The 24,856-nt window shown below is 30.0% G+C and carries 21 protein-coding genes; 3 read left to right on the plus strand and 18 right to left on the minus strand.

What is annotated here, in order from left to right; all coding sequences use genetic code 11:
• Nucleotides 1-2: 2 nt before the first annotated feature.
• Nucleotides 3-1,367 carry a nicotinate phosphoribosyltransferase gene (locus CAMP5121_RS06100; RefSeq protein ID WP_337215085.1) on the plus strand — a complete coding sequence of 455 codons (1,365 nt, stop codon included), beginning with the start codon at nucleotides 3-5 and terminating at the stop codon, nucleotides 1,365-1,367.
• On the opposite strand, the gene ispG is transcribed toward CAMP5121_RS06100, so the two are convergent.
• The 6 genes from ispG to CAMP5121_RS06130 form a co-directional block, all read right to left on the minus strand.
• Complete coding sequence (gene ispG / locus CAMP5121_RS06105) at nucleotides 1,364-2,428, minus strand: flavodoxin-dependent (E)-4-hydroxy-3-methylbut-2-enyl-diphosphate synthase (RefSeq protein ID WP_412175499.1); 1,065 nt, start codon at nucleotides 2,426-2,428, stop codon at nucleotides 1,364-1,366. The genes CAMP5121_RS06100 and ispG overlap by 4 nt on opposite strands.
• A 56-nt stretch (nucleotides 2,429-2,484) precedes the next feature.
• On the minus strand, nucleotides 2,485-3,978 hold the full coding sequence (locus CAMP5121_RS06110; protein WP_337215086.1) for a C69 family dipeptidase: 1,494 nt from the start codon (nucleotides 3,976-3,978) through the stop codon (nucleotides 2,485-2,487).
• A gap of 122 nt (nucleotides 3,979-4,100) precedes the next feature.
• Nucleotides 4,101-5,945, minus strand: coding sequence for a primosomal protein N' (locus CAMP5121_RS06115; RefSeq protein WP_337215087.1), 1,845 nt, complete (start codon nucleotides 5,943-5,945; stop codon nucleotides 4,101-4,103).
• Complete coding sequence (locus CAMP5121_RS06120) at nucleotides 5,942-6,412, minus strand: type II secretion system protein (protein WP_337215088.1); 471 nt, start codon at nucleotides 6,410-6,412, stop codon at nucleotides 5,942-5,944. The genes CAMP5121_RS06115 and CAMP5121_RS06120 overlap by 4 nt, the downstream gene beginning before the upstream one ends.
• On the minus strand, nucleotides 6,413-6,652 hold the full coding sequence (locus CAMP5121_RS06125) for a hypothetical protein (protein ID WP_012661889.1): 240 nt from the start codon (nucleotides 6,650-6,652) through the stop codon (nucleotides 6,413-6,415).
• On the minus strand, nucleotides 6,639-6,872 hold the full coding sequence (locus CAMP5121_RS06130; RefSeq protein WP_012661890.1) for a hypothetical protein: 234 nt from the start codon (nucleotides 6,870-6,872) through the stop codon (nucleotides 6,639-6,641). The genes CAMP5121_RS06125 and CAMP5121_RS06130 overlap by 14 nt, the downstream gene beginning before the upstream one ends.
• Nucleotides 6,873-7,026: 154 nt before the next feature.
• On the opposite strand from CAMP5121_RS06130, the gene uvrB reads away from it, so the two are divergent.
• Nucleotides 7,027-9,000 carry an excinuclease ABC subunit UvrB gene (uvrB, locus tag CAMP5121_RS06135; RefSeq protein WP_337215089.1) on the plus strand — a complete coding sequence of 658 codons (1,974 nt, stop codon included), beginning with the start codon at nucleotides 7,027-7,029 and terminating at the stop codon, nucleotides 8,998-9,000.
• 17 nt (nucleotides 9,001-9,017) lie between these two features.
• On the opposite strand, the gene efp is transcribed toward uvrB, so the two are convergent.
• Genes efp through pheS form a run of 8 tightly spaced genes read right to left on the minus strand, consistent with a single transcriptional unit; the run spans nucleotide 9,018 to nucleotide 18,862 of the window.
• On the minus strand, nucleotides 9,018-9,587 hold the full coding sequence (gene efp, locus CAMP5121_RS06140; protein WP_337215090.1) for an elongation factor P: 570 nt from the start codon (nucleotides 9,585-9,587) through the stop codon (nucleotides 9,018-9,020).
• 60 nt (nucleotides 9,588-9,647) lie between these two features.
• Nucleotides 9,648-11,228, minus strand: coding sequence for an alpha-ketoglutarate reductase / D-3-phosphoglycerate dehydrogenase (locus CAMP5121_RS06145; RefSeq protein ID WP_039618935.1), 1,581 nt, complete (start codon nucleotides 11,226-11,228; stop codon nucleotides 9,648-9,650).
• Complete coding sequence (locus tag CAMP5121_RS06150) at nucleotides 11,225-11,704, minus strand: hypothetical protein (RefSeq protein WP_220555329.1); 480 nt, start codon at nucleotides 11,702-11,704, stop codon at nucleotides 11,225-11,227. Before CAMP5121_RS06150 ends, CAMP5121_RS06145 begins: the two co-directional genes overlap by 4 nt.
• Nucleotides 11,705-11,710: 6 nt before the next feature.
• Complete coding sequence (locus CAMP5121_RS06155) at nucleotides 11,711-13,378, minus strand: 30S ribosomal protein S1 (protein WP_337215091.1); 1,668 nt, start codon at nucleotides 13,376-13,378, stop codon at nucleotides 11,711-11,713.
• A 55-nt stretch (nucleotides 13,379-13,433) separates the two neighbouring features.
• Nucleotides 13,434-14,270 (minus strand): 4-hydroxy-3-methylbut-2-enyl diphosphate reductase, encoded by an 837-nt coding sequence (locus CAMP5121_RS06160; protein WP_039668700.1) that lies wholly within the window; start codon nucleotides 14,268-14,270, stop codon nucleotides 13,434-13,436.
• Complete coding sequence (aroA, locus tag CAMP5121_RS06165; RefSeq protein WP_337215092.1) at nucleotides 14,260-15,546, minus strand: 3-phosphoshikimate 1-carboxyvinyltransferase; 1,287 nt, start codon at nucleotides 15,544-15,546, stop codon at nucleotides 14,260-14,262. Before aroA ends, CAMP5121_RS06160 begins: the two co-directional genes overlap by 11 nt.
• Nucleotides 15,543-17,873 carry a phenylalanine--tRNA ligase subunit beta gene (pheT, locus tag CAMP5121_RS06170; protein ID WP_337215093.1) on the minus strand — a complete coding sequence of 777 codons (2,331 nt, stop codon included), beginning with the start codon at nucleotides 17,871-17,873 and terminating at the stop codon, nucleotides 15,543-15,545. The genes aroA and pheT overlap by 4 nt, the downstream gene beginning before the upstream one ends.
• A complete protein-coding gene (gene pheS / locus CAMP5121_RS06175; RefSeq protein ID WP_337215094.1) occupies nucleotides 17,870-18,862 on the minus strand; it encodes a phenylalanine--tRNA ligase subunit alpha in 993 nt (330 codons plus the stop codon). The genes pheT and pheS overlap by 4 nt, the downstream gene beginning before the upstream one ends.
• A gap of 84 nt (nucleotides 18,863-18,946) precedes the next feature.
• Between pheS and CAMP5121_RS06180 the strand changes: the two genes are divergently transcribed.
• Entirely contained in the window at nucleotides 18,947-19,312 is a 366-nt protein-coding gene (locus CAMP5121_RS06180; protein WP_240379776.1) for a histidine triad nucleotide-binding protein, read from the plus strand.
• Nucleotides 19,313-19,329: 17 nt separating this feature from the next.
• Here the strand turns inward: CAMP5121_RS06180 and pckA are convergent, their stop codons facing one another.
• The 4 genes from pckA to CAMP5121_RS06200 all read right to left on the minus strand — a co-directional run.
• On the minus strand, nucleotides 19,330-20,904 hold the full coding sequence (gene pckA / locus CAMP5121_RS06185; protein ID WP_337215095.1) for a phosphoenolpyruvate carboxykinase (ATP): 1,575 nt from the start codon (nucleotides 20,902-20,904) through the stop codon (nucleotides 19,330-19,332).
• A gap of 9 nt (nucleotides 20,905-20,913) precedes the next feature.
• Nucleotides 20,914-22,698, minus strand: a complete 1,785-nt coding sequence (locus tag CAMP5121_RS06190; RefSeq protein WP_337215096.1) for a biotin/lipoyl-containing protein — start codon at nucleotides 22,696-22,698, stop codon at nucleotides 20,914-20,916.
• Between the two features lie 58 nt (nucleotides 22,699-22,756).
• Entirely contained in the window at nucleotides 22,757-24,091 is a 1,335-nt protein-coding gene (locus tag CAMP5121_RS06195) for a sodium-dependent transporter (RefSeq protein ID WP_263663469.1), read from the minus strand.
• Nucleotides 24,092-24,100: 9 nt separating this feature from the next.
• The coding region (locus tag CAMP5121_RS06200) for a sodium-dependent transporter (protein ID WP_337215097.1) at nucleotides 24,101-24,856 on the minus strand (756 nt) is incomplete at its 5' end.

The following is a 24,856-nucleotide window of genomic DNA, read 5'->3' on the forward strand; positions in this document are numbered from 1 at the left end:
ATATGAATTCTTCATTATTATGTGATTTTTACGAACTAAGTATGGCTTATGCTTATTTTAAACAAAATATGCATAAGCAAATTGTTTATTTTGAAGTTTTTTTTAGAAAAGCTCCTGATAATGCTTCTTATGCTGTTTTTTGTGGATTAGAACAAATCATAAATCATATTAATCATTTTTCTTTCTCTAAAGATGACATAGATTTTTTGAAAAATACTAAAAAATTTGATGATGAATTTTTAAACTACCTTTCAACTTTAAAATTTAGTGGAGATATACTAAGCGTTAAAGAAGGTGAATGCGTTTTTGCTAATACTCCTTTAATGATTATTAAAGCACCTATAATAGAGGCTTTATTGTTAGAAACTTTCATACTTTTAACCCTAAATCATCAATGTCTAATTGCCACTAAAGCTAGCAGAATTACTCAAATTGCAAAAGAAAAATTGCTTTTAGAATTTGGCTCTCGCAGAGCCCATGGAGAAAGTGCAGCTTTAAATGGTGCTAGAGCTGCTTTTATCGGTGGTTTTCATGCAAGTGCTTGTACTTTAGCTGGGAAAAAATTTAATATTCCTATTAGTGGAACCATGTCTCATGCTTGGGTGCAAATGTTTGATGATGAGCTAAGTGCTTTTAGAGCATATTGTCAAATTTATAAAGATAATATAAGTCTTTTGATTGATACTTATGATTATAAAAAAGGTATTGAAAATGCTATTTTAGTGTTTAATAAGTTAAATGCACAAGATTCCATGCAAAATTATTCTATCCGTATTGACTCAGGAAATTTGCTTAAAATCTCTAAATATATTAGAAAAAAACTAAATCTTGCTGGATTAACAAAATGCAAAATCATAGCTAGTAATACTTTAGATGAGTTTATCATAGAAAAATTACTAAAAAACAAAGCCCCAATCGATGCTTTTGGCATTGGAGAAAAGCTTATTACTTCGGCAAGTTCGCCTATTTTTGGAGCTGTTTATAAGCTTGTTGCATTAGAAAAAAACAATCAAATCATCCCTAAAATAAAAATCAGTGCAAGCTCAAGCAAAACAACCTTGCCACATTTTAAAAAACTCATAAGGTATTATAAAGAAAATAAAGCAAGTTTTGATATCTTATATGCACATGATGAAAGTATTAAAAATTATCAAGATTATACATATAAAAATTTACATGAGCTTATTTTTAAAGATGGAAAATTAGTTTATGAGCTTCCTAGTTTGAAAAATATTCAAGAGTATCATAAAAAAAGTATTGATAGTTTGGATTTTAAACTAAAAAAACTTCAAAATCCAAGTATTTATAAAGTAAAAATTTCTAAAAAATTACAAAATATGCAAAAAACTTACTTAGAAAAAAATTAATCTTTTTTTCTAAGTTTTACCTCATCTTCTACTTCAAGTAAAAATCTATCTACAAGCTCATCTTCTTTTAATTTTGCCACTACTTCGCCATGTCTTATAACTAAACCTTGATTTTTTCCAAAAGCAATCGCCACATCAGCACCCTTAGCCTCGCCCAAGGCATTTACAACACAACCCATAACACTTATATTTAATGGTTCTTTTATATGCTTAGTTTTTTCTTCTACTATTTTAATCGCTTTGATCAAATCACTTTGAATTCTTCCACAAGTTGGACATGAGATGATATTTACTCCACTTTTTTGCACTCCACTATCTTGCAAAATAGCCCTTGCTACTTTAATCTCTTCTTCAAGCTCCCCTGTCATAGAAACTCTCATTGTATCGCCTATACCTTTTAAAAGCAAATTTCCTAAGGCAATCGAGCTTTTAACCGTGCTATGAAATTTAGTCCCTGCCTCAGTAACTCCTAAATGAAATGGATAATCACAAAGTGGTCTTAGAGCTTCATAAGCTTTTATGGTATTTTGCACATCTGAAGTTTTCATAGAAATTTTAATATCAAAAAAGTCTAAATCTTCTAGTAATTTTATATTATATAAAGCGCTCCCAAGCATAGCTTCTATATTATAACCATATTTATCGCTAAATTGCTTTTCTATAGAGCCATGATTTACCCCTATTCTAATAGGAATTTTCCTTTGTTTACAAGCTTGCACCACTTCTTTGATATTTTCTTTTGAGCCTATATTTCCTGGGTTAATTCTCACCCCATCGATAAATTCAGCACAAAAGACTGCTAGCTTATGATTAAAATGTATATCCACTATTAAAGGTAAGGGACTTTTTGCTTTGATTTCTTTTAAAGCTCTTGCATCTGCCATATCCAAACAGGCTAAACGCACTATATTTGCACCAGCAAAATAAAGTCTGTTAAGCTGCTCTAAACAACCTTCAATATCTCTTGTTTTAGTAAAAAGCATAGATTGCACTGAAATAGGAGCATCTCCACCTATTAAAACATCACCTACTTTTATTTGTCTTGTTTTGTACCTTGTCATTAAAATCACTCTAAAAATATTTTTAGAGTATTATAGCCCAAAAATGGGCTATATCATTAATCTTTTTTATTTTTATTAAGAGATTTATATTTTATATCTGTATCTCTTGTTAAAAGGGTAAAAATTTGATTTGTCAAATCTTGAGTAAGTTTTTTAGCTTCCATTTGATTTTGCAATGAAAAATCAACTAAAATTTGCTTTGCTTTGTTCTTATCTTTTTTATAAAGACTTAAATATTCTTTTTCCATAGCTTCTTGTTTTAAAGATGTGTCTTTTTCAAATTTAGCATAAGCATTTTTTACGATAGGAGCATATTTATTATAATCACTCATTACAAGAGTTTGCAACTTGCGATAAATCCAATAAATTGATTTATCATCAGCTTCATTTGTTCCTTGTTGATATCCTGCAATAAACTCATCATTACCAAAATAATAAGGCAAATACACACTCAAATCAGCCATTCCTATTGCGACATAATTTAACCTACCTATTTCTTTAGGAAGCCACGGTCTAACTTGCATAATGTGAGATTCATAAGTTCTAAACACACTCACAACACGGTAAATGTTTTCATTTTCATTGAAATTTGCATATGGATCATATTTTGTTCCATCATAGTGCGATCTTAAAGCTTTTTTTAAATCATCCACACTAAGTTTTTGCTCAGGTTGCAAAAACACATTAAAATTAGCGCCATTTTTTACATCTTGATTTAAAGATGGATTAAACATTTTTTGTATCCACCAAACTCTAGGATAATTATAAGTTAAATCTCTATCATCATTTCTTGTATAAACTTTAAAAAAATCAAAATCCTTATCCACTTTAGGATTATACGCTTTATGTATTATGGCAAAATTTATTAAATTTTTAGAATGCAAGGTATTTTCATCGTTGAATTTTAGTTGTTTTAGCCTACCTTGATTCGCACTAACAAAATACGAATTATTAGGAATTTTTACAGCCATCCACTGATGTGCTGTGGCACTTTCTAAATACCAAATTTCTTTAGAATCCACAAAAGCTATTCCAAAACCCTCAGCAGCTCCTTGTTTTTCTATAATATCACCCAATAATAAAACACCTTCTTTTGCACTTTTAATTCTTGGAAGCAAAACATCCAAAATATCATCTTCACTAATGCCATTTTTCTCATTATAAGGATCAAATTTTAAAAGTTCATCTTTTGCATAAATTGATTCAGTAGCACTTATCCCAACACCCATTTCATTAAAACCAGTAGCACCGTGTAATTTACTTTGCCAATTAGCTATAGTGCTATATTGAAAAGATTTAGTAGGCAAAGGGTAAGTAAAATCATTCATTCCTTGATGTGCTTTAGTGCTATAAATACCTTTTTGATTTTCAACTCTTGGGTGGATTAGAAAAACTTGTGCTTTATCTGCCTTACTATCAGCACTTCTTGCAACCAACATAGAGCCATCTTTACTTGCTTCACTTGGTACTAAAATAGTAGTGCAAGCTAAAGTATTATTAAGCAAAGCACCAAAAAGTACACAACCTGCAAGAAAACTAAACTTTTTCATTTTCTCTCCTTTAAATTTAAGAAATTAAAAAAAGTATATTCTTATCAAAATAAATTTAAAATTAAAAATAAAATATTGTTTTTTGTTATAAAACAATAATTATTTATAAATAAATATATTTTTCAAGAAAAATCAACTGGATCTATATCGCAAGTAATATTTTTAAAATTTAAAGCAAAATGCTCAAATTTTACAAGTTCTTGATGGGTATTAGCACGCAATAACACATAAAAACGCCATTTTTTATTTAGCATTTCAATACCACAAGCACCATGGCCTACTAATTGCACTTGTTTTAATTCTTGAACTTTATTAGCTATAAATTCACACAAATTTAAAGCTTTATTCTTATCCTCATCTTCAATAATTAGCCTTAAAAGTCTTTTAAATGGAGGATAAAGTTCATTTCTAGCATTTAATTCATCTTTTAAAAAACTATCGTAATCTTGTATATATTTTTCAAAAAAAGATCTATTTTTAGTTTGTAAAAGCACCCTACCCTCACCCTTTCGACCTGCACGACCTGCTACTTGCATAGCAAGAGCCAAAGTCTCTTCTAAGGCTTTAAAATTAGGCCTAAATAAATATTCATCAAGCCCCAAAATCACACTCAAATCAACGTTGTGATAATCATGTCCTTTAGCAAGCATGGAAGTGCCTACTAAAATATCAATTTTTTCTTGGTTAAAATCTTTTAAAATCATATCAAGCTTTTTTACACTGCTAATCTCATCACTATCAAATCTTTTTATGATAGGATTAAACTCCGCTAATTCTTTTTCTAAAAGCTCACAAAGCTCTGCTGTGCCCATTTTTTTAGCTTCAAGCATAACTCCATTGCAAGTTGGGCAGGTTTGATCGATTTCTTTAGTGAAATTACAATAATGACATTTTAATGCATTTTTATTTTTATGTAAACTCAAAGCAATAGAACAAAAAGGGCATTTAATGGTATTAGTACATTCTTTGCATAAAATTTGTCTAAAATTTGCCCTTGTAGGTAAAAATACCACGGCTTGCTTTTTATTTCTTAAACTAATTTTTAATTCTAAAAGCAATTTTGATGAAACACTAAGCTCACTCTGATCGTATAAAAACTGCTTTTTACTTTCAAAGAAAGTTCCTTTAAGTCTAAAACAAGGATGTTTATAAAAACTTACAACACTTGGAGTAGCAGAACCCAAAAGAACTTTTATATGCATTTTTTTTGCTATAAATAAAGCCAAATCTCTTGCATTGATTTTTGGATTATTAGAAGCTTTATAAGAATTATCATGCTCTTCATCAATAATAATCAAACCCAAATTCTTAAAAGGTAAAAACAAAGCCGACCTAGCTCCCACCACTAAAAGAGCTTTTGAATTTGCTAAATTTTGCAAATATTCTTGCTTTTTTTTCTTAGTAATTTTAGAATGCCACAAGAAAAAATGCTCGCCAAAATACACTTTTAATCTTTTTTGCATTTGTGGAGTTAGAGCGATTTCTGGCATTAAAAGCAAAACCTGCTTTCCTTGCTCTAGATATTCTTTTATCAAGCTAATATAAATTTCAGTTTTACCACTTCCTGTATCACCAAATAGCAAACTAGTTTGTTTAGTTTTTATAAATTCCAAAGCCTCTTGTTGGTTTTTACTTAAACTAGGTACTTTTTCTATATGAATTTTTTCATTTTTATACTCTTTAATACTTTCAAACATACCTAAAACAAAAGCTATTTTACTAGCATAATAATAAGCAATAAATTGAGCAAGTTCGTATTGATATTGCGTTAGTTTAAAACCTGTTTTTTCCTTTATGGCTTGGGTTTTAAAATCAGGCTTTGAACATTTTTGTAAAATTATAGCTTTGAGATTTTTTTTCCTTGCAAGATCAACTATTACCTCATCTAAAATTTCAAATTCTTCTTCACTTTCATAAGTTAAGGTATCTAAATAATATCCTTTAATAGCAAGTTGATAAAAATTCAAAACCCATAATCCTTACAATTTAAACTCACACATTCTAAAAAAACTTTTTCACTATTATAAGAAAAATCTATGTAATTTTTAGTATTTATAAAAAATCTATATTGAGTATTTGCTATTTTCATCCACGATTTTTTAGATGAAATGATTGGTTTTTCTAAAACGCTGTAAGTGCATTGTTTTGTATTTTTATGATTTTGAGAATGAGAACATACAAATAATTTTTGATTTTCACTATTTATCAAAGCTTCATCTAAAATTGCTGGAAAATCCTTACTTTCTTTAAATAAAAACTGATTTCTAAGTAAAGACAAAGAAGCATTGATAAGCTCCACTTCACTTTTTACTTGAATGAGTTTAGCATCATTTTTTCCAAAAGAAAAATACGGATAAGCAATTACGCTAAGAATAGCAATAATCATCATACAAAAAACAAGCTCTATCAAAGTAAAAGCTTTTTTTGTTTGCATTTATTTTATTTCTTCATCGATAGTATTGATAAGTTTATTGAGTTCTTTTTTTAAGATATAGTTTTCGTAGCTAAGTTTTACAAAAGCATTAATGAAATTTGCAAGCTCTATCTTGCCTGTACCTCCAGAAATTAAAGCAATTTCATCTTCAAGATGATTTGCAAATTCATTACTGCATGTTACAACAAAGTCTTTTGCATAGACATTAATTGTAACTTTTCTTTGGTTATTGTTTGCCAAGAACTGCCTCTATTTTTTTGATCACATCTTCGCTTTCAATATTTTTATTTTTAAGCTCTTCTTCTAAACGTGCGATTTGATTATTTTTAGCTTCATTTTGTGCTTTTACACTTACCAATTCATTTCTTAAATTTTCATTGATTTCACATACTTCATTATATTTAGCCAAAAGCTCATTTACTTTATCTGTCATTGTGTTGATTATTCTTTCATCATACATATTTTCTTGCCTTTATTGATTTTATATTTAGAGTATTTTAAACACATAATTGTAACAAAAAAAAATTTAATTTTGCATAGCTTTTTGTTTTAAAATTTAAATTTTTACAAAAAATTTTGTGTAAAATTAGCAAAAATACAAGTTAGGAAAATTTATGTTTGAACTTACTAGTGATTTTAAGCCAAGTCCTGATCAAAAACAAGCCATTGATGGTATAGTAAAAAGCATTAAAGCGGGTAATAAATACCAAACCTTGCTAGGTGTTACAGGCAGTGGAAAAACTTTCACTATGGCAAATATCATTAAAAACTTAAACATGCCTACTCTTATCATGAGTCACAATAAAAGCTTATGTGCGCAACTTTATAGCGAATTTAAAGGTTTTTTTGCAAATAATCATGTGGAGTATTTTATAAGCTATTATGATTATTATCAACCCGAGGCTTATATACCAAGAACCGATGTTTTTATAGAAAAAGACAGCTCTACTAATGAAGACTTAGAAAGATTAAGACTAAGCGCAAGTGCTTCGCTTTTAAGTTATGATGATGTTATTTGCATAGCTAGTGTTTCAGCAAATTATGGTTTGGGAAACCCAAGTGAGTATGTGGGTATGGTTTTGATTTTAGAGCTTAATATGCAAATAAATCAAAAAGAACTTTTAAAAAAACTTGTAGATATGGGCTATAAGCGCAATGATAATTTCTTTGATAGGGCTGATTTTAGAGTAAATGGAGATATAGTAGATATATATCCAGCTTATTATGAAGATGAAGCTATTAGGCTTGAGTTTTTTGGCGATGAGCTTGAGGCAATGTATCATTATAATGTCTTAGAAAATAAGAAAGGTAAAGATTTAAAAAAATTCATACTTTACCCAACCAGTCAATTTAGCGTAGGTGAAGCTAGGCTTAAAGAGGCTATAAAAGGTATAAAAGCTGAATTAAATGAACGCCTTGCTTATTTTGAAAATGAAAATAAACTCGTAGAAGCACAAAGGTTAAAACAAAGAGTAGAATTTGACCTTGAAATGCTTCAAAGCACTGGAATGTGTAAAGGAGTTGAAAATTATGCTTTGCATTTAACAGGGCTTAAGAGCGGCGATACACCCTATACGCTTTTTGATTATTTTGCCATTAAAAATCAAGATTTTTTAGTCATTGTGGATGAATCTCATGTATCTTTACCACAATTTCGCGGGATGTTTGCAGGGGATAGAAGTAGAAAACAAACTTTGGTTGATTATGGTTTTCGTTTGCCAAGCGCCTTAGATAATAGACCTTTGATGTTTGATGAATTTATTAATAAAAATTGTAAATTTTTATTTGTTTCAGCTACACCTGCACCTTTAGAACTAGAATTAAGCAAAGAAAATATTTTTTATCAAATCATGCGTCCAACAGGGCTTTTAGATCCTAAAATAGAAATCAAAGATAGTGAAAATCAAGTAGAAATTTTATACGATGAAGCTAAAAAAGTTATAGAACGCAATGAAAGAGTTTTAATAACCGTTTTAACTAAAAAAATGGCTGAAGAGCTTAGTAAATACTACTTAGAACTTGGCTTAAAAGTAAAATACATGCACTCAGAAATTGATGCAATAGAGCGTAATGAAATCATCCGTGGTTTAAGAAGTGGTGCTTTTGATATTTTAATCGGGATTAATCTTTTAAGAGAAGGACTTGATTTACCTGAAGTTTCTCTTATAGCCATTATGGATGCAGATAAAGAAGGCTTTTTAAGAAGTACCACTGCACTCATTCAAACGATGGGGCGTGCTGCTAGAAATGTCAATGGAAAAGTTTTACTTTTTGCCAAAAAAATCACAAAATCTATGCAAGAAGCTATCGATACTACTAACAAAAGAAGGGCTTTACAAGAAGCTTATAATAAAAAACACAACATCACACCAACCTCAGTAAAAAGAAATATAGAAGAAAGTTTAAAACATGAACTTGAGCAAGGAGAAATTTATCGTAAAGGCAAAGAACTTGAAAAAATGCCTGCAAAAGAACGCGCTAAAATAGTAAAAGAATTAAGAAAACAAATGTTAGAAGCAGCTAAAAATCTTGAATTTGAAAAAGCAGCAATGCTTAGAGATGAGATTAATAAATTAAGAACTTTATAATCCCTTAAAATAAGGGATTATTTATTTGCTCTTTCTATATACTCTCCACGCACAGTATCAACGCGAATTACTTCCCCTTCTAGCACATGGAAAGGAATTTGCACCACTGCGCCTGTTTCTAAAGTAGCTGGTTTTTTGTTTGAACCTTGAGTATCACCTTTGAAATTTGGCGCTGTTTCGATAATTTTAAGCTCCATTACTTGAGGTACTTCCACACCAATTGCTTTTCCATTGTGAAATAAAACATCCACCATGGTTCCATCAAGCATCCATTTTTTAGCTTCACCCACATCTTCATCACTAATTGCAACTTGCTCATAAGTTTGAGTATCCATAAATTGACAATTTTCACCATCATCATATAGATATTGCATTTGTTTTTCTACTAAATTTGGAGATTCACATTTATCTCCTGCATGGAAAGTTTTTTCTAAAACCTTACCATCGATAAAAGATTTAATTTTAATACGTACAAAAGCAGGACCTTTTCCTGGTTTTACGTGTTGATATTCTACGATTTTAAAAGGAATACCATCAATTTCTATTTTTAAACCTTTTTTTAAATCTCCCATTCCATAAGAAGCCATATATTTTCCTTAATTTTAAAATTAAAAAATAATTGTAACAATTAAGGCTTATAAAAAGCCTTAAATTTCTGCATATTCTGCAAAAATACAAGCATCAACTGCTCTTAATTCTTCAAGCAAAGCTTTTGAAATTTTTGCATCAAGCAAAATCACAGCTAAAGCTTTTCCAAAACCATTTCTACCAAGTCTAAAATCAGCTATATTGACATTATTTTTAGCTAAAATTCCGCTAACATTAGCAATAACTCCTGGTATATCATTGTTATTTAAAATTATCATTTTCCCTTTTGGTTTAAAATCTACATCAAAACCATTTAACTCTACTATCCTTTGTTCATTTTCACCAAAAATAGTCCCTGAGATAGAAAGGTTAGAATTATCTGTAATTACCTTTATGGTGATTTTGTTACTATAACCACTACTTGGTAAAATACAAGAAGAAAGTTCCACACCCTTGTCTTTAGCTACAAAATGTGCGTTAATATAATTAATATTTTCACCTAAAATTCCTCTTAAAACACTCACTGTTGCAAAAGTTAGCAAAGACTCATTATACTCACTAATTTGTCCTTCACTTTCAAGTTTAATAGCTTTAATAGGAGTTTTATCAAGCTGAGCAGCCAAAAAGCCCATTTTAGAAATAAGCTCAATATAAGGTGCTACAAAACTTGGCAAATCTTCAGTTTTAATTGGTAAATTTAAAGCATTAGGATAAGAAATTCCTCTTGCAGCATTTAAAGCTTGCTCGCATGCTTGGATAGCTATATTTTCTTGACTTTCTAAAGTATTTGCACCAAGATGAGAAGTAACAGAAACATTTTCAAAATCTAAAAACGGATGATTAGTTGCAGGTTCTTTATTAAACACATCGATACCAAGCCAAGCTATTTTACCACTTTTTAATCCCTCACACAAAGCATCTTCATTATACAGACCACCTCTGGCGCAATTTATCAATCTTACACCATCTTTCATTTTAGAAATTTCTTCAAAAGAAATCATATCTGTTGTTTCTTTTGTTTTTGGTGTATGTATGGTAATAAAATCACTTTGAGTTAAAATTGTATCTAAAGAATTCACGCACTCAATACCCAAATCAGTCATTTTAGAAGCTACCACATAAGGATCATAAGCTATAACTTTCATACCAAAAGCTTTTGCGCGTACAGCTACTCTTGAACCTATATTACCAAAACCTATAACCCCTAAAGTTTTGTTCATAAGTTCAACACCATACCATTTTTCTCTTTCCCATCTTCTTTGTATTTTTAAAAAATTATGAGCATTTACAAAAGATCTTGCAGAGCATAATAGATGATTCATAGTAAGTTCAACTGCTGCTATGGTATTAGCCGTTGGCACATTCATAACTATAATGCCTTTTTTAGAACATTCATCTATATCAACATTATCAACTCCAACACCTGCTCTAACTAAAGCTTTTAAATTAGAACATGCATTGATAAATTTCAAATCCACATCTGTTGAACTTCTAGTAATAGCCACATCTACATCACTTAATTTTGTCAAAAGCTCATCTTTAGGTAAATGCGCTGCTTCAATAAGCTCTACATCATCAGCTTTTCTTAAAAGCTCCACACCTTTGTCTAATATTGCATCACATACAATAATTTTTTTCATAACCAAACCTCCTTTAATTTTGCATTTATGTTGTAAATTTTTAATTTGTCGATCAGTGCGTTTAAAACTTTTTCATTATTTGTATCTAAATAAATTGCCACTTCATCTTTGCTTTGTGTTAAAGTGTATTTGATAAAAAAAGAATGCAAAGTTTGCTTTAAACAAAACATAGAATAAACATCGTTTTTATTTACATCGAGCATATAGAATTTTTGTTTTGGTTTTACTACAGAATCATCCATATTAAAACTCATATAAAATTCATTCGCTGCTGGAGAAAAATCATTAACTTTAAGATTTGAAAGTTTATCTTGCCAAGTTTGTGGCAATTCTTTTTTTATTTCATCAAAAGAATATTTAACATTTTGTGAGATAGGTAAATTTCCAACACTTACATATCTCACCATAAAAACAAAAGCAACAATCAAAACTAGGCTTAAAAAGCCTAAAATACCATAAAGGGTATATTTTTTCATTTGTTATTATGAAAGTTGATCTTTGATAATATCACCTAAAGTTACTTTATCATTATCATTGATTTCATTTAACGCTTCTCTTTCTTTCATTCTTGCAAGACTTTTTACGCTTAAACGAATTCTATTTTTCTTTTCATCAATGAAAACAATTAAAGCTTCTATTGTATCGCCTACTTTTAAACTTGAAAAATCAATATTACCCAAATCTTCTTTGTGAATTAGCGCATCAACACCCTCTTCAAGCTCTACAAAAACTCCAAAATCCTTAATATCTCTAATTTTTCCTGAGATAATATCATTTACTTGGTGTTTTTGTGCATAAACCTGCACAGGACTTTTTTGCAATTCTTTAGTACTTAAAGAAATTTTTTGATTTTCTTTGTCAAGCTTGATGATTTTAACTTCTATAACATCACCAACTTTATACATATCTTTGCATTTATCGTTTCTATTCCATGAAACATCTTCATTATGCAGCAAACCTTCTAAGTTTGCAATTTTTACAAAGGCACCAAAATTAGTTACAGAAGTAACACTACCTTTTACCACATCACCTACCTTATGTGATTTTAAAAACTCATCAAAAGGTTTTGCTAATAAATTTTTTAAAGAAACTCTAAGTCTTCTTTCTTTAGCATTAATCTCAATTACTTCCACATCAAGCTCTTGGCCTTCGCTAATATAATCTTTTGGATTTTTAGCATTTTTATCCCAAGAAATTTCACTTATATGTAAAAATCCTTCTATATCATTTCCCAAATCAACAAAAGCACCATATGGCTCTATATTTGAAACTGTAACCTTAATAGTGTCACCAACCTCTAAACCATCTTTAATTTCATCCCAAGGATCAGGCATAGCAAGTTTGATAGATAAAGAAAGATGTTTTTTATCTTTATCATATTTAATCACTTTTACAGGAACCTTATCACCCTCATTATATAATGAACTAGGATTTACCGGTCCTTTATACGAAATTTCACTATAGTGAACCAAACCATCAACACCGCCTACATCAACAAACATACCATAGGTGGTGATTTTTTTAACAATACCTTCTATGATTTCTTCTTGATTTAACACATTTGAGATAATCTCTTTGCGTTTTTTTCTTTCTTCATCTACTATTTTTTTTCTAGAAACTACTATACTTTGAGCTTCTTTATCTATTTTGATGATTTTAACTTTGAAAGTTTTATTGATGATGTTATTTGAATCTTTAAAACTACTTTGTGATTTTGGCAAGAAAAATTCTACTCCATTTTCATCCACAGCTACAAAACCACCTCTATTTTTACCAATGATTTTTACATCAAACATACTTTCATCATCTTTATAATTATCAATAAATTCTTTAACTTTTTGCTTTCTTAAAGCTTTTTTATGAGAAAGTAAAGATCTGCCACCGCGAGAACCCACTATAGCAACTTCTAATGTATCGCCTTCTTTGAAGATAAATTCGCCTTTGTCGTTTTGAATTTCTTCTATTGCCAAAATACCTTCTGATTTTTGCCCTACATTTACAAATACCTCATCGCCTTTAATCGCGACAATTATACCCTGTGTAGTTGCCTCCTCATCAGACTTGAAAGATTCCTCAAGCATTTGCTCAAAATCTTCTTCTATGATAATATCCTCTAGTCTGTTTTGAACTTTTTTGTTCACCTCGCTCATCGTGGTCCTTTGTTTTAAATTTTAATTCTTGATTATAGTATTGTTTTCTTTAAACTTAGTTAATTTTGGTGTATTCTTTGATTTTTTCCAAAACCAAGTCAATCACCCAATCAGGTGTAGAAGCACCTGCGCTAATACCGCATTTTTCTTTACCGCTAAACCATTCTTTTTGAATTTCTTTTTCATTTTCGATTAAGTAGCTATCCTCGCAGTAATTTTTTGCTATTAAAAAAAGTTGCTTAGTATTGGCTGAATTTTTTCCTCCAACTATTATCATTACATCACTTTTTTTTGCAAGCTCATTGATTGCTTCTTGGTTTTTAAAAGTCGCATCACATATGGTATTAAAAACGCGCACTTCCTTAACCCTAAGCATTAAATAATTTACAATTTCCATAAATTTTTCTATCTTTTTTGTAGTTTGTGATACCACTGCAATTTTAGAAGGCAATTTAATATCAAACAATTCTTTTTCATCAAGCACTACATATGCCTTAGTGCTTACATAACTTCTAACCCCTTTTACTTCAGGATGATTTTCATCTCCAAAAATCACAACTTCATAACCTTCATTGCTCATTTGCTCACAAATTTTTTGAGGTTTAGTTACAAAAGGACAAGTTGCATCAAAAATTTCTATATCTTTTTGCTTTAATTTTTCTAAATCTTGCTTTGTAATACCATGGGTTCTAATGATAGCTTTTTTTTCTGTGCTTAATTCATTAATATCATTTAATGTTTTAACATTATAATTTTTCCAAAGTCTTGTGATTTCTTCATTATTATGGATTAAAGGGCCTATGGTAGCTGCATCTTTAATCTGTTCAGCCTTTTTAATAGCTCTTTTTACCCCAAAACAAAATCCATAGCTTTTTGCTAGTTCAATCTCCAATTTTAGCTCCTATTTGCTTTAAAATCTCAATAAAATTTGGGAAAGAAGTTTTAATGCATTCACTATCATCTACTTCCATTCCACATCTTAAACCTAAAATTAAAAAACTCATCGCAATTCTATGATCTCCAAAGCTTTTTATTTTAGCACTTTTAGCTTCGCCACCTTCTACTTCAAAACCATCTTCAAATTCTTTTATCTTTATGCCACATTTTTGCAAATTTAATACAATTGATTTGATTCTATCACTTTCTTTTACGCGCAATTCTTTAGCATTTTTTATAATGCTTTTTCCTTTTGCACAAGCAAAAGCTATAGCCAAAGCTGGAATTTCATCAATCAACCATGCGATATTTTCACTCACATTTACCGCCTTTAAAGGCGTACTTTCAACACAAATTTCTCCAATACTTTCAAAATCTTCATTGGTAATATTATAGGTGATCTTTGCACCCATTTTTTCTAAAATTTTAAAGGCTTCAATACGTGTTTTATTTAACAAAACATTTTTTAAAACTACTTTTGAATGAGGTAAAATACAAGCAGCTAAGGCAAAGTAAAAGGCTGATGATGGATCATTTGGTACACATACTTCAAATGCTTTTAATTTTTCTTTTAAAGGATTGATTTTGATAAAAGTTTTATCCTCATTTAAATACTCAATGCAAGCCCCCATTTTATTAAGTATAATCTCACTATGATCTCTTGAAAGCTCAACTTCTTTAAAATAACTTTCTTTTTTGGCAAATAAAGCTGCTAAGATTAAAGCTGATTTTACCTGAGCTGAAGCAATATTACTACTAAAATCAAAACCATCTAACTTAGCCCCTTGTATACAAATAGGCGCTAAATTTGCATTAGCTCTTCCATAAATTTTAGCTCCTAAACTCATCAAAGGCTCACTTACACGTCTCATCGGCCTAGCATTTAAATAACAATCCCCGCTAAGTACAAAAAATTCATCTTCAATAGCGCTTAAAAGACCTATTAAAAGTCTTATAGCTGTACCTGAATTGCCACAATCTAAAACACAATTTGGAGATTTTATATATTTTGGAGCTTTAATACAAATTAATTCATCATTTTCTTCAACCTCAGCTCCCAAAGCTTGAATGATTGCTAAAGTATGTAAAGTATCTTGGGCTTTTAAATAATTTTTAATCTTACAAGTTCCTTGGGTAAGCAAAGAAAAGATAGCAAAGCGATGAGATATAGACTTATCAGAAGCTATATATTCAAGCTCTGCTGTAAAAGAATCAATAGGACTGATTTTCATCGAAGTTTTAAACCATGTTCATCATCTAAAGCTTTGATGATTTTATCAATATATCCAAGAATAATATTATCTTCTAAGGTTTTTTCAAAATCTCTAAATACTAAATTAATAGTCAAGCTATAAAAATCGCCTAAATTCTCATCTGTATATAAATCTACTACTCTAAAACTTTCTAATCTTTCAATATCTAATTTAGCAATAGTGTGTTTGATTTTTTCATATTCAAAACCCTTAGGTATAACTATACTTAAGTCCCTACTCATAGATGGAAATTTAGAATATGCTTTAGCGGTTTTAAAGTCTTGTTTTAAGCCTTCTAAATCAAGCTCACAAATATAAGTTTTAACCAGATCTCTTTTATTTTCTATACTTAAATGCACTCTACCTACAAAACCTATACGTTTACCGTTTTTATATACATTTGCTTGCTCATATGGGCTTAAAAATGCATATTCTGACTTTTGCAAACTAAACTCACCTATAATGCTCTTTAGTTCTGCTAAAAAAGTATAAAAATCTACCAAAATAGGCTTGGCCTTATTTGTGATTTTAGCTTCTTCTTTGTAGCCACTAAAGATCATCGCAAATTTAGCATGCTCATTTGAAAACTCATCAAAAACACTACCACATTCAAAAAGTTTGATTTTCTTTTTTGAATTTCTTAGATTAAAGCTTGCTGCATTTAAAAGGTGATTTATCAAAGTGCTTCTTAAAGTATTAAGTTCATTGGTGATAGGATTAATAAGCTTATTTTTAATGCATTTAAATCCTAATTGACTTAATTCTTCTTCATTATCTAAAACATAATGTACACTTTCAAAATATCCATTACTACTTGCTTTTAATCTTAAATTTTTAAGCTCTTGATAATCAAAATATACTTGATTTAGGCGATTTTTTTCTTTAAATTCTAAAGCTTTTGATGGGATATTATCAATGCCAACAATTCTTACTATCTCTTCACTAATATCAGCTATATTTGCTATATCACTGCGATGAAGTGGGATTTTGATATTAAATTGTTCATCATTTACTACACTTATTTCAAAGCCTAGTTTTTTAAGAATTTTTACTAAATTATTTTTATCTATAGACATACCAATGATTTTATCAATCTCTGCACCAAAAATACCAATAATATTTGCTTCATTTTCTTTAAAAACTTGTTGACTTCCAGAAAAAACATTCATCGCGCTAATTTTCAAGCACTCATTAAATAAATACTCCATTCCCAAAGAAAGCTTAGGCTCACTACCTCTTAAAGAACGATATATAGTGTCATTTTTCTTTTTATAAAAGGCTATTGCATTTGCTATAGTTTGAGGATGAGTATAACTTGCTTCTATAATGATGATTTTGCTCTCATCATTAATTTTAAATTTATCTTCTTGCTCTATACCCGCTAAAGCAATCAACTCATCTTTATAATAAACTCCATATTCTCCATGTTCTTGAGTTTTAATTTCTAAAACAATCTTTTCATCGATTTGACAATCTTGACAAAGTTTATGAAAATCATAAGCACAAAAAATCACTCCACTTGCATGAGTTGCATATGTTAAAAGATTTTCTATGTTATTATTTTTGTATGCTTCAATCAAGGCAAGGCGAATTTGTATCGTAATATTTAGCTTAAATTCTTCTTTAATCTCTAATGCTTTATAAGCAAAAAAGCCTTCAACATCACTCTGATTTTTAACACTTAGTATTCTTCCTATACCTACGCTATTTTCACTTTCTTTTAAAGGATTTAATTCTTTTAAATTTAAATCAAGCGCTGCGCTTAAATCTCTAGCAACACCATATAAGCTCAAACAATCTCCGCGATTTGGAGTAAGTTCTATTTCAATTAATTCATCATTAAAAAGTTCATAATCATTTAAGGCTTTTCCTAGAACTAATTCTCCCATGCTTTCATCTAAAACCATAATGCCTTCATTGCTTTTTCCAAAACCAAGCTCACTAGAAGAGCAAATCATACCCTTAGATTCAACCCCTCTAAGTTTGGCAGGTTTTATCTCAAGTCCATTTGGAAGCACTGCACCCACTAAAGATACGGCTACAAATTGATCTTTATCAACATTTTTTGCACCACAAACAATTTGTAAAATTTCATTCCCAACATCTACTTTGCAAATATTCAATTTATCTGAATTTTCATGTTTAACTTTTTCTAAAACCTTACCTATTACAACTTTTTGGGGAGCTTTGACACTTTTGAAACTATCAACTTCTAATCCTATAGAATTTAAAGTATTTACTATAGTTTGCGTTGATATTTCACTTAAATCAATCCATTCATTTAACCAATTTCTACTAATAATCATCTAAATTGCTCCAATAATCTTAAATCACCTTCAAACATAGAACGCAAATCAGGAATTTTATGTAAAAGCATAGCAAAACGCTCCACACCCAAACCAAAAGCATAGCCACTTACATTTTTATAACCAACAAATTTATAAACATTAGGATCAACAACACCACACCCTAAAACTTCAAGCCATCCTGTTTGCTTACAAACCCTACATCCACAACCTTTACAAAATACACAAGAAATATCTACTTCAGCAGATGGCTCTGTAAAAGGAAAAAAGCTAGGTCTAAAACGCACTTTTACATCACCAAACATATGTTTTAAAAAATGTTCTAGCATATCTTTTAAATTTGCAAAATTTACCTTATCACCCTCTTCTACCACAAGTCCTTCCACTTGATGGAACATAGGTGTATGGGTAATATCAAAGTCTCTTCTAAAAACTGCACCTGGTGCTATCATTCTAATAGGTGGTTTTTGAGATAGCATAGTTCTAATTTGAACTGGAGAAGTTTGAGATCTAAGCAAGGTTTTATCTTCAAAATAAAAAGTATCTTGCATATCTCTTGCAGGATGATTTTGTGGTAAATTTAATGCTTCAAAATTATGGAAATCATCCTCAATCAAAGGCCCTTTTTCTATGCTGAAATTTAAAGCTGTAAAATATTCTATGATTTTATCCATAGTTTGCATGATTGGGTGCAAAGTACCTGCATTTGAAGTTTCATCAAAAAAACTAAAATCTTGCACATCTTGTTTCATTTTTTCATTTAAAGCTTTTTCTTCTAATTCTTTTAATTTTATTTGATAAGCTTCATTAAATTCATCTCTTGCTTTATTTAAACCATTAGCAAATTCTTTTTTTTCTTCACCTTGCAAATCTTTTAACTTTGCAAATTCCAAAGTCAAAATACCTTTTTTTCCTAAAACACTTACTTTTATATTTTCAAGTTCTGCTAAAGTACTTGCAGAAGCAATTTTTTCTATCATATCTTGCAATTTTAGCTCCAACTAAATTTTTTTTAAACATTCTAATGTAAAATTATTTAAAATTAGCAAAAATAACAAAAAAAGGACTACTAAATGAGAGAAAAAACCGTATTTGAACTAATCATAGAAGGAAAAATCCCTGCTAATAAAGTTTTAGAAAGTGAAAAATTTTTAGCCTTTCATGATATTAATCCTAAAGCACCTATTCATATTTTAATCATTCCAAAAGAGCATTTTGAAAACTTTCAAGAATTAAGACCTGAATTAATGAGTGAAATGACACAATTTATTCAAGAACTAGCTATTCTTTTAGGGCTTGATAAAAGTGGGTATAGATTAATCACAAATTGTGGAAAAAATAGCGGGCAAGAAGTCTTTCATTTACATTTTCATATGTTAGGTGGATTTGAGCTTCCAAAAAATAAAGAAACCCAAATCAATCCTGAATCACTATTTTAAAAAGAGCTTAACTCTTTTTAGATAGCAGGACCAGCTAATTTAAATTCTGCTCCTTCTTTTACATCTTCATAGCGTTTAAAATTTTCTATAAACATTTTTGCAAGCTTTAATTTGGTTTCCTTATAAGCTTTTTTATCCTCCCAAGTATTAATAGGATTTAATAGCTTACTTTCTACACCTGCTAATTCTTTTGGAACTGCAAGATTAAATAAATCATAATTTTCAAACTCACAATTTTGTATGCTACCATCTAAAATCGCATTAATGCAAGCTCTAGTAGCTTTTATACTCATTCTTTTGCCTACACCATAAGCTCCACCGCTCCAACCGGTATTTACCAAATAAACATTTACATTATGCTTGCTGATTTTTTCACCCAAAAGTTTTGCATAAACAGTTGGGTGTAATGGTAAAAATACTTCTCCAAAACAAGCTGAAAAAGTCGCAACAGGCTCAGTAATACCTCTTTCAGTTCCTGCTACTTTTGCAGTATAACCACTTAGAAAATAATACATTGCTTGTTCTTTGCTAAGTTTACTAACCGGAGGTAAAACACCAAAAGCATCCGCTGAAAGGAAAATAATATTACTAGGATGACCTGCACTAAGACTTGGCTCGTGATTTAAAATATGTTCTATCGGATAAGAAACTCTAGTATTTTCAGTTTTAGAACCATCATTGAAATCAACACTTAAATCATCTTTTAAAACTACATTTTCTAAAAGTGCATTTTGCTTTATAGCTCCATAAATTTCTGGCTCACTTTGTGGGTCAAGGTTAATACATTTTGCATAACAACCTCCTTCAAAATTAAACACACCCTCATCATCCCAGCCATGCTCATCATCGCCTATTAATTTTCTTTTTGGATCGGTTGAAAGAGTAGTTTTACCTGTACCGCTAAGTCCAAAGAAAAGCGCCACATCACCTTTTTCTCCAACATTAGCACTACAATGCATAGGAAGTTTATTTTCTAGCGGAAGCCAGTAATTCATCATAGAAAAAATTCCTTTTTTCATCTCTCCGCCATACCAAGTCCCACCAATTACTGCTATATTTTTTTCTATGTTAAAAATGACAAAAACTTCTGAATTTAAACCATCTTTTTCATAGTCTTCATTCACACATTTGCAAGCATTATACACCACAAAATCAGGTTTAAACTCACCAAGCTCTTCTTCTTTTGGACGAATAAACATATTTTTTACAAAATGCGCTTGCCAAGCAATTTGTGTTACAAAACGCACAGCTTTGCGACTTTTTAACGAAGCACCACAATATGCATCTTGGATATAAATATCACTATTACTAAGCTGCTTTTTAGCTTTTGCTAAAAGTTTTTCAAATAATTCCTCGCTAATAGGTTGGTTAATCTTACCCCAAGCAATATATTTTTGTGAAGGATCTTGTTTTACAAAATATTTATCCTTAGGACTTCTTCCGGTAAAAATTCCCGTATCCACACTAAAAGTGCCATTTTTAGTACATACACCTTCATTGTTATTTTTTTCATGTTTTAAAAGCTCATCATAACTAAGATTATGAAAAACTTGCCCGATATTTTCTAAACCTAAATTTTCTAAACCTATCATTTTGCCTCCTTATTTATAAGTCATTAAAACCTGGCCTTCACTTACACTCTCACCAGCATTTACTAAAAGTTCTGCAATTTCTCCATCTTTACTTGCACTAACTTCAATCTCCATTTTCATAGCTTCAAGCACAGCTACAACTTGACCTGCTTTAACACTGTCATTTTCTTTTACTAAAATTTTAAATACATTTGCATTCATACTCGCAACGATGGCATTAGCGCTATCATCTACTTGTGCCTTTTTCACTTCTGTTTTGTCTGAATTTACCTTGACAGCACTTTTAACATTAACATCTCTATCAAAACCTGCACTTACTTCCACATGATATTTATTACCATTAACTGAAACGGTAAATTGATTTTCATTGATAAGACTTGGTTTTAATTTGCTATTTTTTCTAACATTAACCTTAGCTTCTCCTTTTAAGAAAGCTATGCCTTTTTCTTTACAAGCTGCAACGATAAAAATATTTTCTTCACTTGCTTCTAAATTTTCTTTTTCCAATAAGTTTTTAATATAAGCTATACTTTTACTCTCATCTGCATCAGCGATATCTGTTGCTAATTGTGTAGTTGGTTCTAATTTTAATTGCTCGCTTGCAAGCTTAATTACTTCAAGATCTGGAGCAACGGGAGTTTTTCCAAAATATCCTAAAACCATCTTACCATATCCATCTGCTATTTTTTTCCAAGGTCCAAACATTACATTATTAAAAGCTTGTTGAAAATAAAATTGCGATACAGGGGTAACCGAAGTACCATAACCACCTTTTTCTACCACTTCTTGCATGGCTTTTATAACTTGAGGAAATTTATCTAAAATATTATTATCTCTCATCATTTGTGTATTAGCAGTTAATGCTCCACCTGGCATAGGCGAAAAAGGTATTAAAGGATTTACCGCTGTTGCTTCAGGTGGTAGAAAATAATCTTTTAAACAATCTTTTAACACTTCTTCGTATTTTAAAATTTTTTCTTCATCCAAACCAAGATCAAAATTACTTCCCTTTAGAGCATGAAGCATAGTTAAAATATCAGGTTGGCTTGTACCACCACTAACAGGAGCAGCAGCCAAATCTATACCATCAACACCTGCCTCTAAAGCTGCTAAATAGCATGCTATGCTTACCCCTGCAGTTTCATGCGTATGTAACCTTATATGCATATTTTCAGGCAAGTTTTTTCTAGCCATTTTAATAACTTCATAAATTTTATTTGGATTTGAAGTTCCACTTGCATCTTTAAAACAAATACTATCAAAAGGAATTTGCGCTTGTAGGATTTCTTTTAAAATTCTTTCATAAAAAGGTACATTATGCGCACCTTTACATTTTGGAGGCAAATCCATTAAAGTAATAGTAATTTCATGTTTTAAACCATGCTTAACTATACATTCTCCACTAAATTTCAAATTATTTACATCATTTAATGCATCAAAATTTCTTATGGTGGTTGTGCCATGTTTTGCAAACATTTTTGCATGTAAATCAATAATTTCTTTACTACCTGTATCAAGCGCTACAGTATTAACCCCTCTTGCAAGGGTTTGCAAATTTGCTTCTTTTCCAACGATGGCTCTAAATTTATCCATCATTTCAAAGGCATTTTCATTTAAATAAAAAAATAAGCTTTGAAACCTAGCTCCACCGCCAAATTCAAAATGCTTAATATCTGCTTCTTTAGCTGCTTCTAAGGCAGGAAAAAAGTCATTCATCAAAACTCTAGCACCATAAACAGATTGAAAACCATCTCTAAATGTGGTATCCATCACATCAATTAATTTTTTAGCCATAATTTTTCCTTATTTTTGCATCTTTGCAATTATAACCTTACTTTCTTAAAAAATAAATTTATAAAATTTGGTTTAACATAATGATAATAATCGCAACAGGCGCAACAAATCTGAGTAAAAAATACCATATTTCAAAAATACTTTTACTCATAAATTTAGAAAACAAATTATACATTTTCATTTTATCTACAAAAAATCCTACAAAAATAGCACTAGCAATAGCTCCAAGTGGGAGCATAAAATTAGAAGTTAATTTATCCAAAATATCAAAAAAACTAAAACCAAAAAAACTAAAACTAGCCCCATAACTAGCACTAAAAGATAAAATACAACTCATCCCCAAAAGAAAAACCACAAACCCTATAAAAACCAAAGCCTTTTTTCTTGAAATTTTATATTCATTCACAAGATAAAAAGTAAAAGGTTCTATCATAGAAACTGCTGAAGTAATCCCTGCAAAAAACAAAGCCAAGAAAAAATAAAAGGCTAAAAAATGCCCAAAGATAGCACCTAAGTTGGAAAATAAAGTCGTTAAAGATATAAATACAAGTCCAGCACCTTCTGCGGGATTGGCATTAAATTTAAATATAAAAGTAAATACAATAAGCCCCATCATTAAGCCTATGCTGATATTTAAAAGCACAATTATGGCTGAACTTGTGATTAAATTTGTATCATCTTTTAATGAAGCTGCGTAAGTAGTAATACAACCTATACCTAAACATAAGGTAAAAAAAGCAAGGCCTAAAGCTGTTAAAACTGAGTTTAGATTAAGTTTAGTAAAATCAGGATAAAACAAATAAACAAAAGCTTCTTTAAAACCATCTTGAAAAAAGCAATACACTAGCATTAATACAAGCATGATAAATAAACTTGGCATGATCCAAACATTCAGTTTTTCTATACCACTTTTAACCCCTCTTGAGACAACAAACAAGGTAAGAAAAAAAGCAATTAAAAAATACAAACTACTTTCTAAAATACTATTTTGTATTAAATTTCCAAACAAAGCTCCTGCCTCTTGGGTATTACTAGGCAAATAATAAATCGAAGTTATCATGTATTTTAAAACCCAACCCATAATAACAAGATAAAAGGATAATACAAAAATTCCACCAAGCATAAAAAATCCCGCAAATTTCCATTTTTGAGCATACTTGGTTGCTAAACTTTTATAAGCATTTACAGGATCACTTTGACTTAATCTTCCCATAGCAATTTCAGCTAAAAATACACAAAATCCCACGCTAATAGTCAAAAGCAAATACAAAAGCACAAAAGCAAAACCACCATTTTGCCCTACTAAGGTTGGAAATTTCCAAGCATTTCCAAGCCCTATAGCACCACCTGCAACGGCTAATACAAAGCCTATTTTAGAAAATTTATCATTCATTTTAATGCCTTAGAAAAAAAGCTGTCTGGCCATGATTAAAATCACTGCTAATGGAGAAATATATCTTAAAAAGATATACCAAATTTCAAAATACACCCCACGCATAAAGGGATGAAATAAAATTTGCAAAGCTTCTTTTTTAAGCACAAAACCCACAAAAAATGCTGTAATTAAAGCAGAAATTGGCATTAATAAATTTTGTATGAAAAAGTCTAAAATATCAAAAAAACTTTTTCCAAAGAAATTTAAACTTGGCGCACTTACATGATAAAAAGAAAGTATAGATAAGCTTCCAAGAAAATAAACAATCACACCTACAAAAACCAAAGCTTTTTTTCTTGAAATTTGATAACGATTTATAAGATAAAAAGTAAAAGGTTCTATCATGGAAATAGCTGAAGTAATCCCTGCAAAAAATAAAGCTATAAAAAAGGCTATGGCTAAAACATTTCCCAAAAATCCTAATTTTGCAAAAAGTGTTGTTAATGATATAAATATAAGCCCTGGACCTTGTTGGGTAGGATCAGCTCCGAATTCAAATATAAAAGTAAATACAATAAGTCCCATCATCAAACCAATGATAGTATTAATAATGATAATATTTAAAGCACTACTTATAAAATTTGTTTTATCGGGCAAACTTGCTGCATAAGTTAAAATCACACATACACCCAAAGACATACTAAAAAATGCAAGCCCTAGTGCATCTAATATAGAATTAACACTTAATTTTGAAAAATCAGGTACAAATAAAAACTCACTTGC

This window comes from Campylobacter sp. 2352 PW, from assembly GCF_024723575.1.
Classification (GTDB): Bacteria; Campylobacterota; Campylobacteria; order Campylobacterales; family Campylobacteraceae; genus Campylobacter_D.

What these genes read in the sequence shown, in the direction of transcription:
- CAMP5121_RS06100 (WP_337215085.1), top strand. Translation starts at nt 3, where the DNA reads ATGAATTCTTCATTATTATGTGATTTTTACGAACTAAGTATGGCTTAT.
- ispG (WP_412175499.1), bottom strand. Translation starts at nt 2,428, where the DNA reads ATGACAAGGTACAAAACAAGACAAATAAAAGTAGGTGATGTTTTAATA.
- CAMP5121_RS06110 (WP_337215086.1), bottom strand. Translation starts at nt 3,978, where the DNA reads ATGAAAAAGTTTAGTTTTCTTGCAGGTTGTGTACTTTTTGGTGCTTTG.
- CAMP5121_RS06120 (WP_337215088.1), bottom strand. Translation starts at nt 6,412, where the DNA reads ATGCAAACAAAAAAAGCTTTTACTTTGATAGAGCTTGTTTTTTGTATG.
- CAMP5121_RS06130 (WP_012661890.1), bottom strand. Translation starts at nt 6,872, where the DNA reads ATGTATGATGAAAGAATAATCAACACAATGACAGATAAAGTAAATGAG.
- uvrB (WP_337215089.1), top strand. Translation starts at nt 7,027, where the DNA reads ATGTTTGAACTTACTAGTGATTTTAAGCCAAGTCCTGATCAAAAACAA.
- efp (WP_337215090.1), bottom strand. Translation starts at nt 9,587, where the DNA reads ATGGCTTCTTATGGAATGGGAGATTTAAAAAAAGGTTTAAAAATAGAA.
- CAMP5121_RS06145 (WP_039618935.1), bottom strand. Translation starts at nt 11,228, where the DNA reads ATGAAAAAAATTATTGTATGTGATGCAATATTAGACAAAGGTGTGGAG.
- CAMP5121_RS06150 (WP_220555329.1), bottom strand. Translation starts at nt 11,704, where the DNA reads ATGAAAAAATATACCCTTTATGGTATTTTAGGCTTTTTAAGCCTAGTT.
- CAMP5121_RS06155 (WP_337215091.1), bottom strand. Translation starts at nt 13,378, where the DNA reads ATGAGCGAGGTGAACAAAAAAGTTCAAAACAGACTAGAGGATATTATC.
- aroA (WP_337215092.1), bottom strand. Translation starts at nt 15,546, where the DNA reads ATGAAAATCAGTCCTATTGATTCTTTTACAGCAGAGCTTGAATATATA.
- pheT (WP_337215093.1), bottom strand. Translation starts at nt 17,873, where the DNA reads ATGATTATTAGTAGAAATTGGTTAAATGAATGGATTGATTTAAGTGAA.
- CAMP5121_RS06180 (WP_240379776.1), top strand. Translation starts at nt 18,947, where the DNA reads ATGAGAGAAAAAACCGTATTTGAACTAATCATAGAAGGAAAAATCCCT.
- pckA (WP_337215095.1), bottom strand. Translation starts at nt 20,904, where the DNA reads ATGATAGGTTTAGAAAATTTAGGTTTAGAAAATATCGGGCAAGTTTTT.
- CAMP5121_RS06190 (WP_337215096.1), bottom strand. Translation starts at nt 22,698, where the DNA reads ATGGCTAAAAAATTAATTGATGTGATGGATACCACATTTAGAGATGGT.
- CAMP5121_RS06195 (WP_263663469.1), bottom strand. Translation starts at nt 24,091, where the DNA reads ATGAATGATAAATTTTCTAAAATAGGCTTTGTATTAGCCGTTGCAGGT.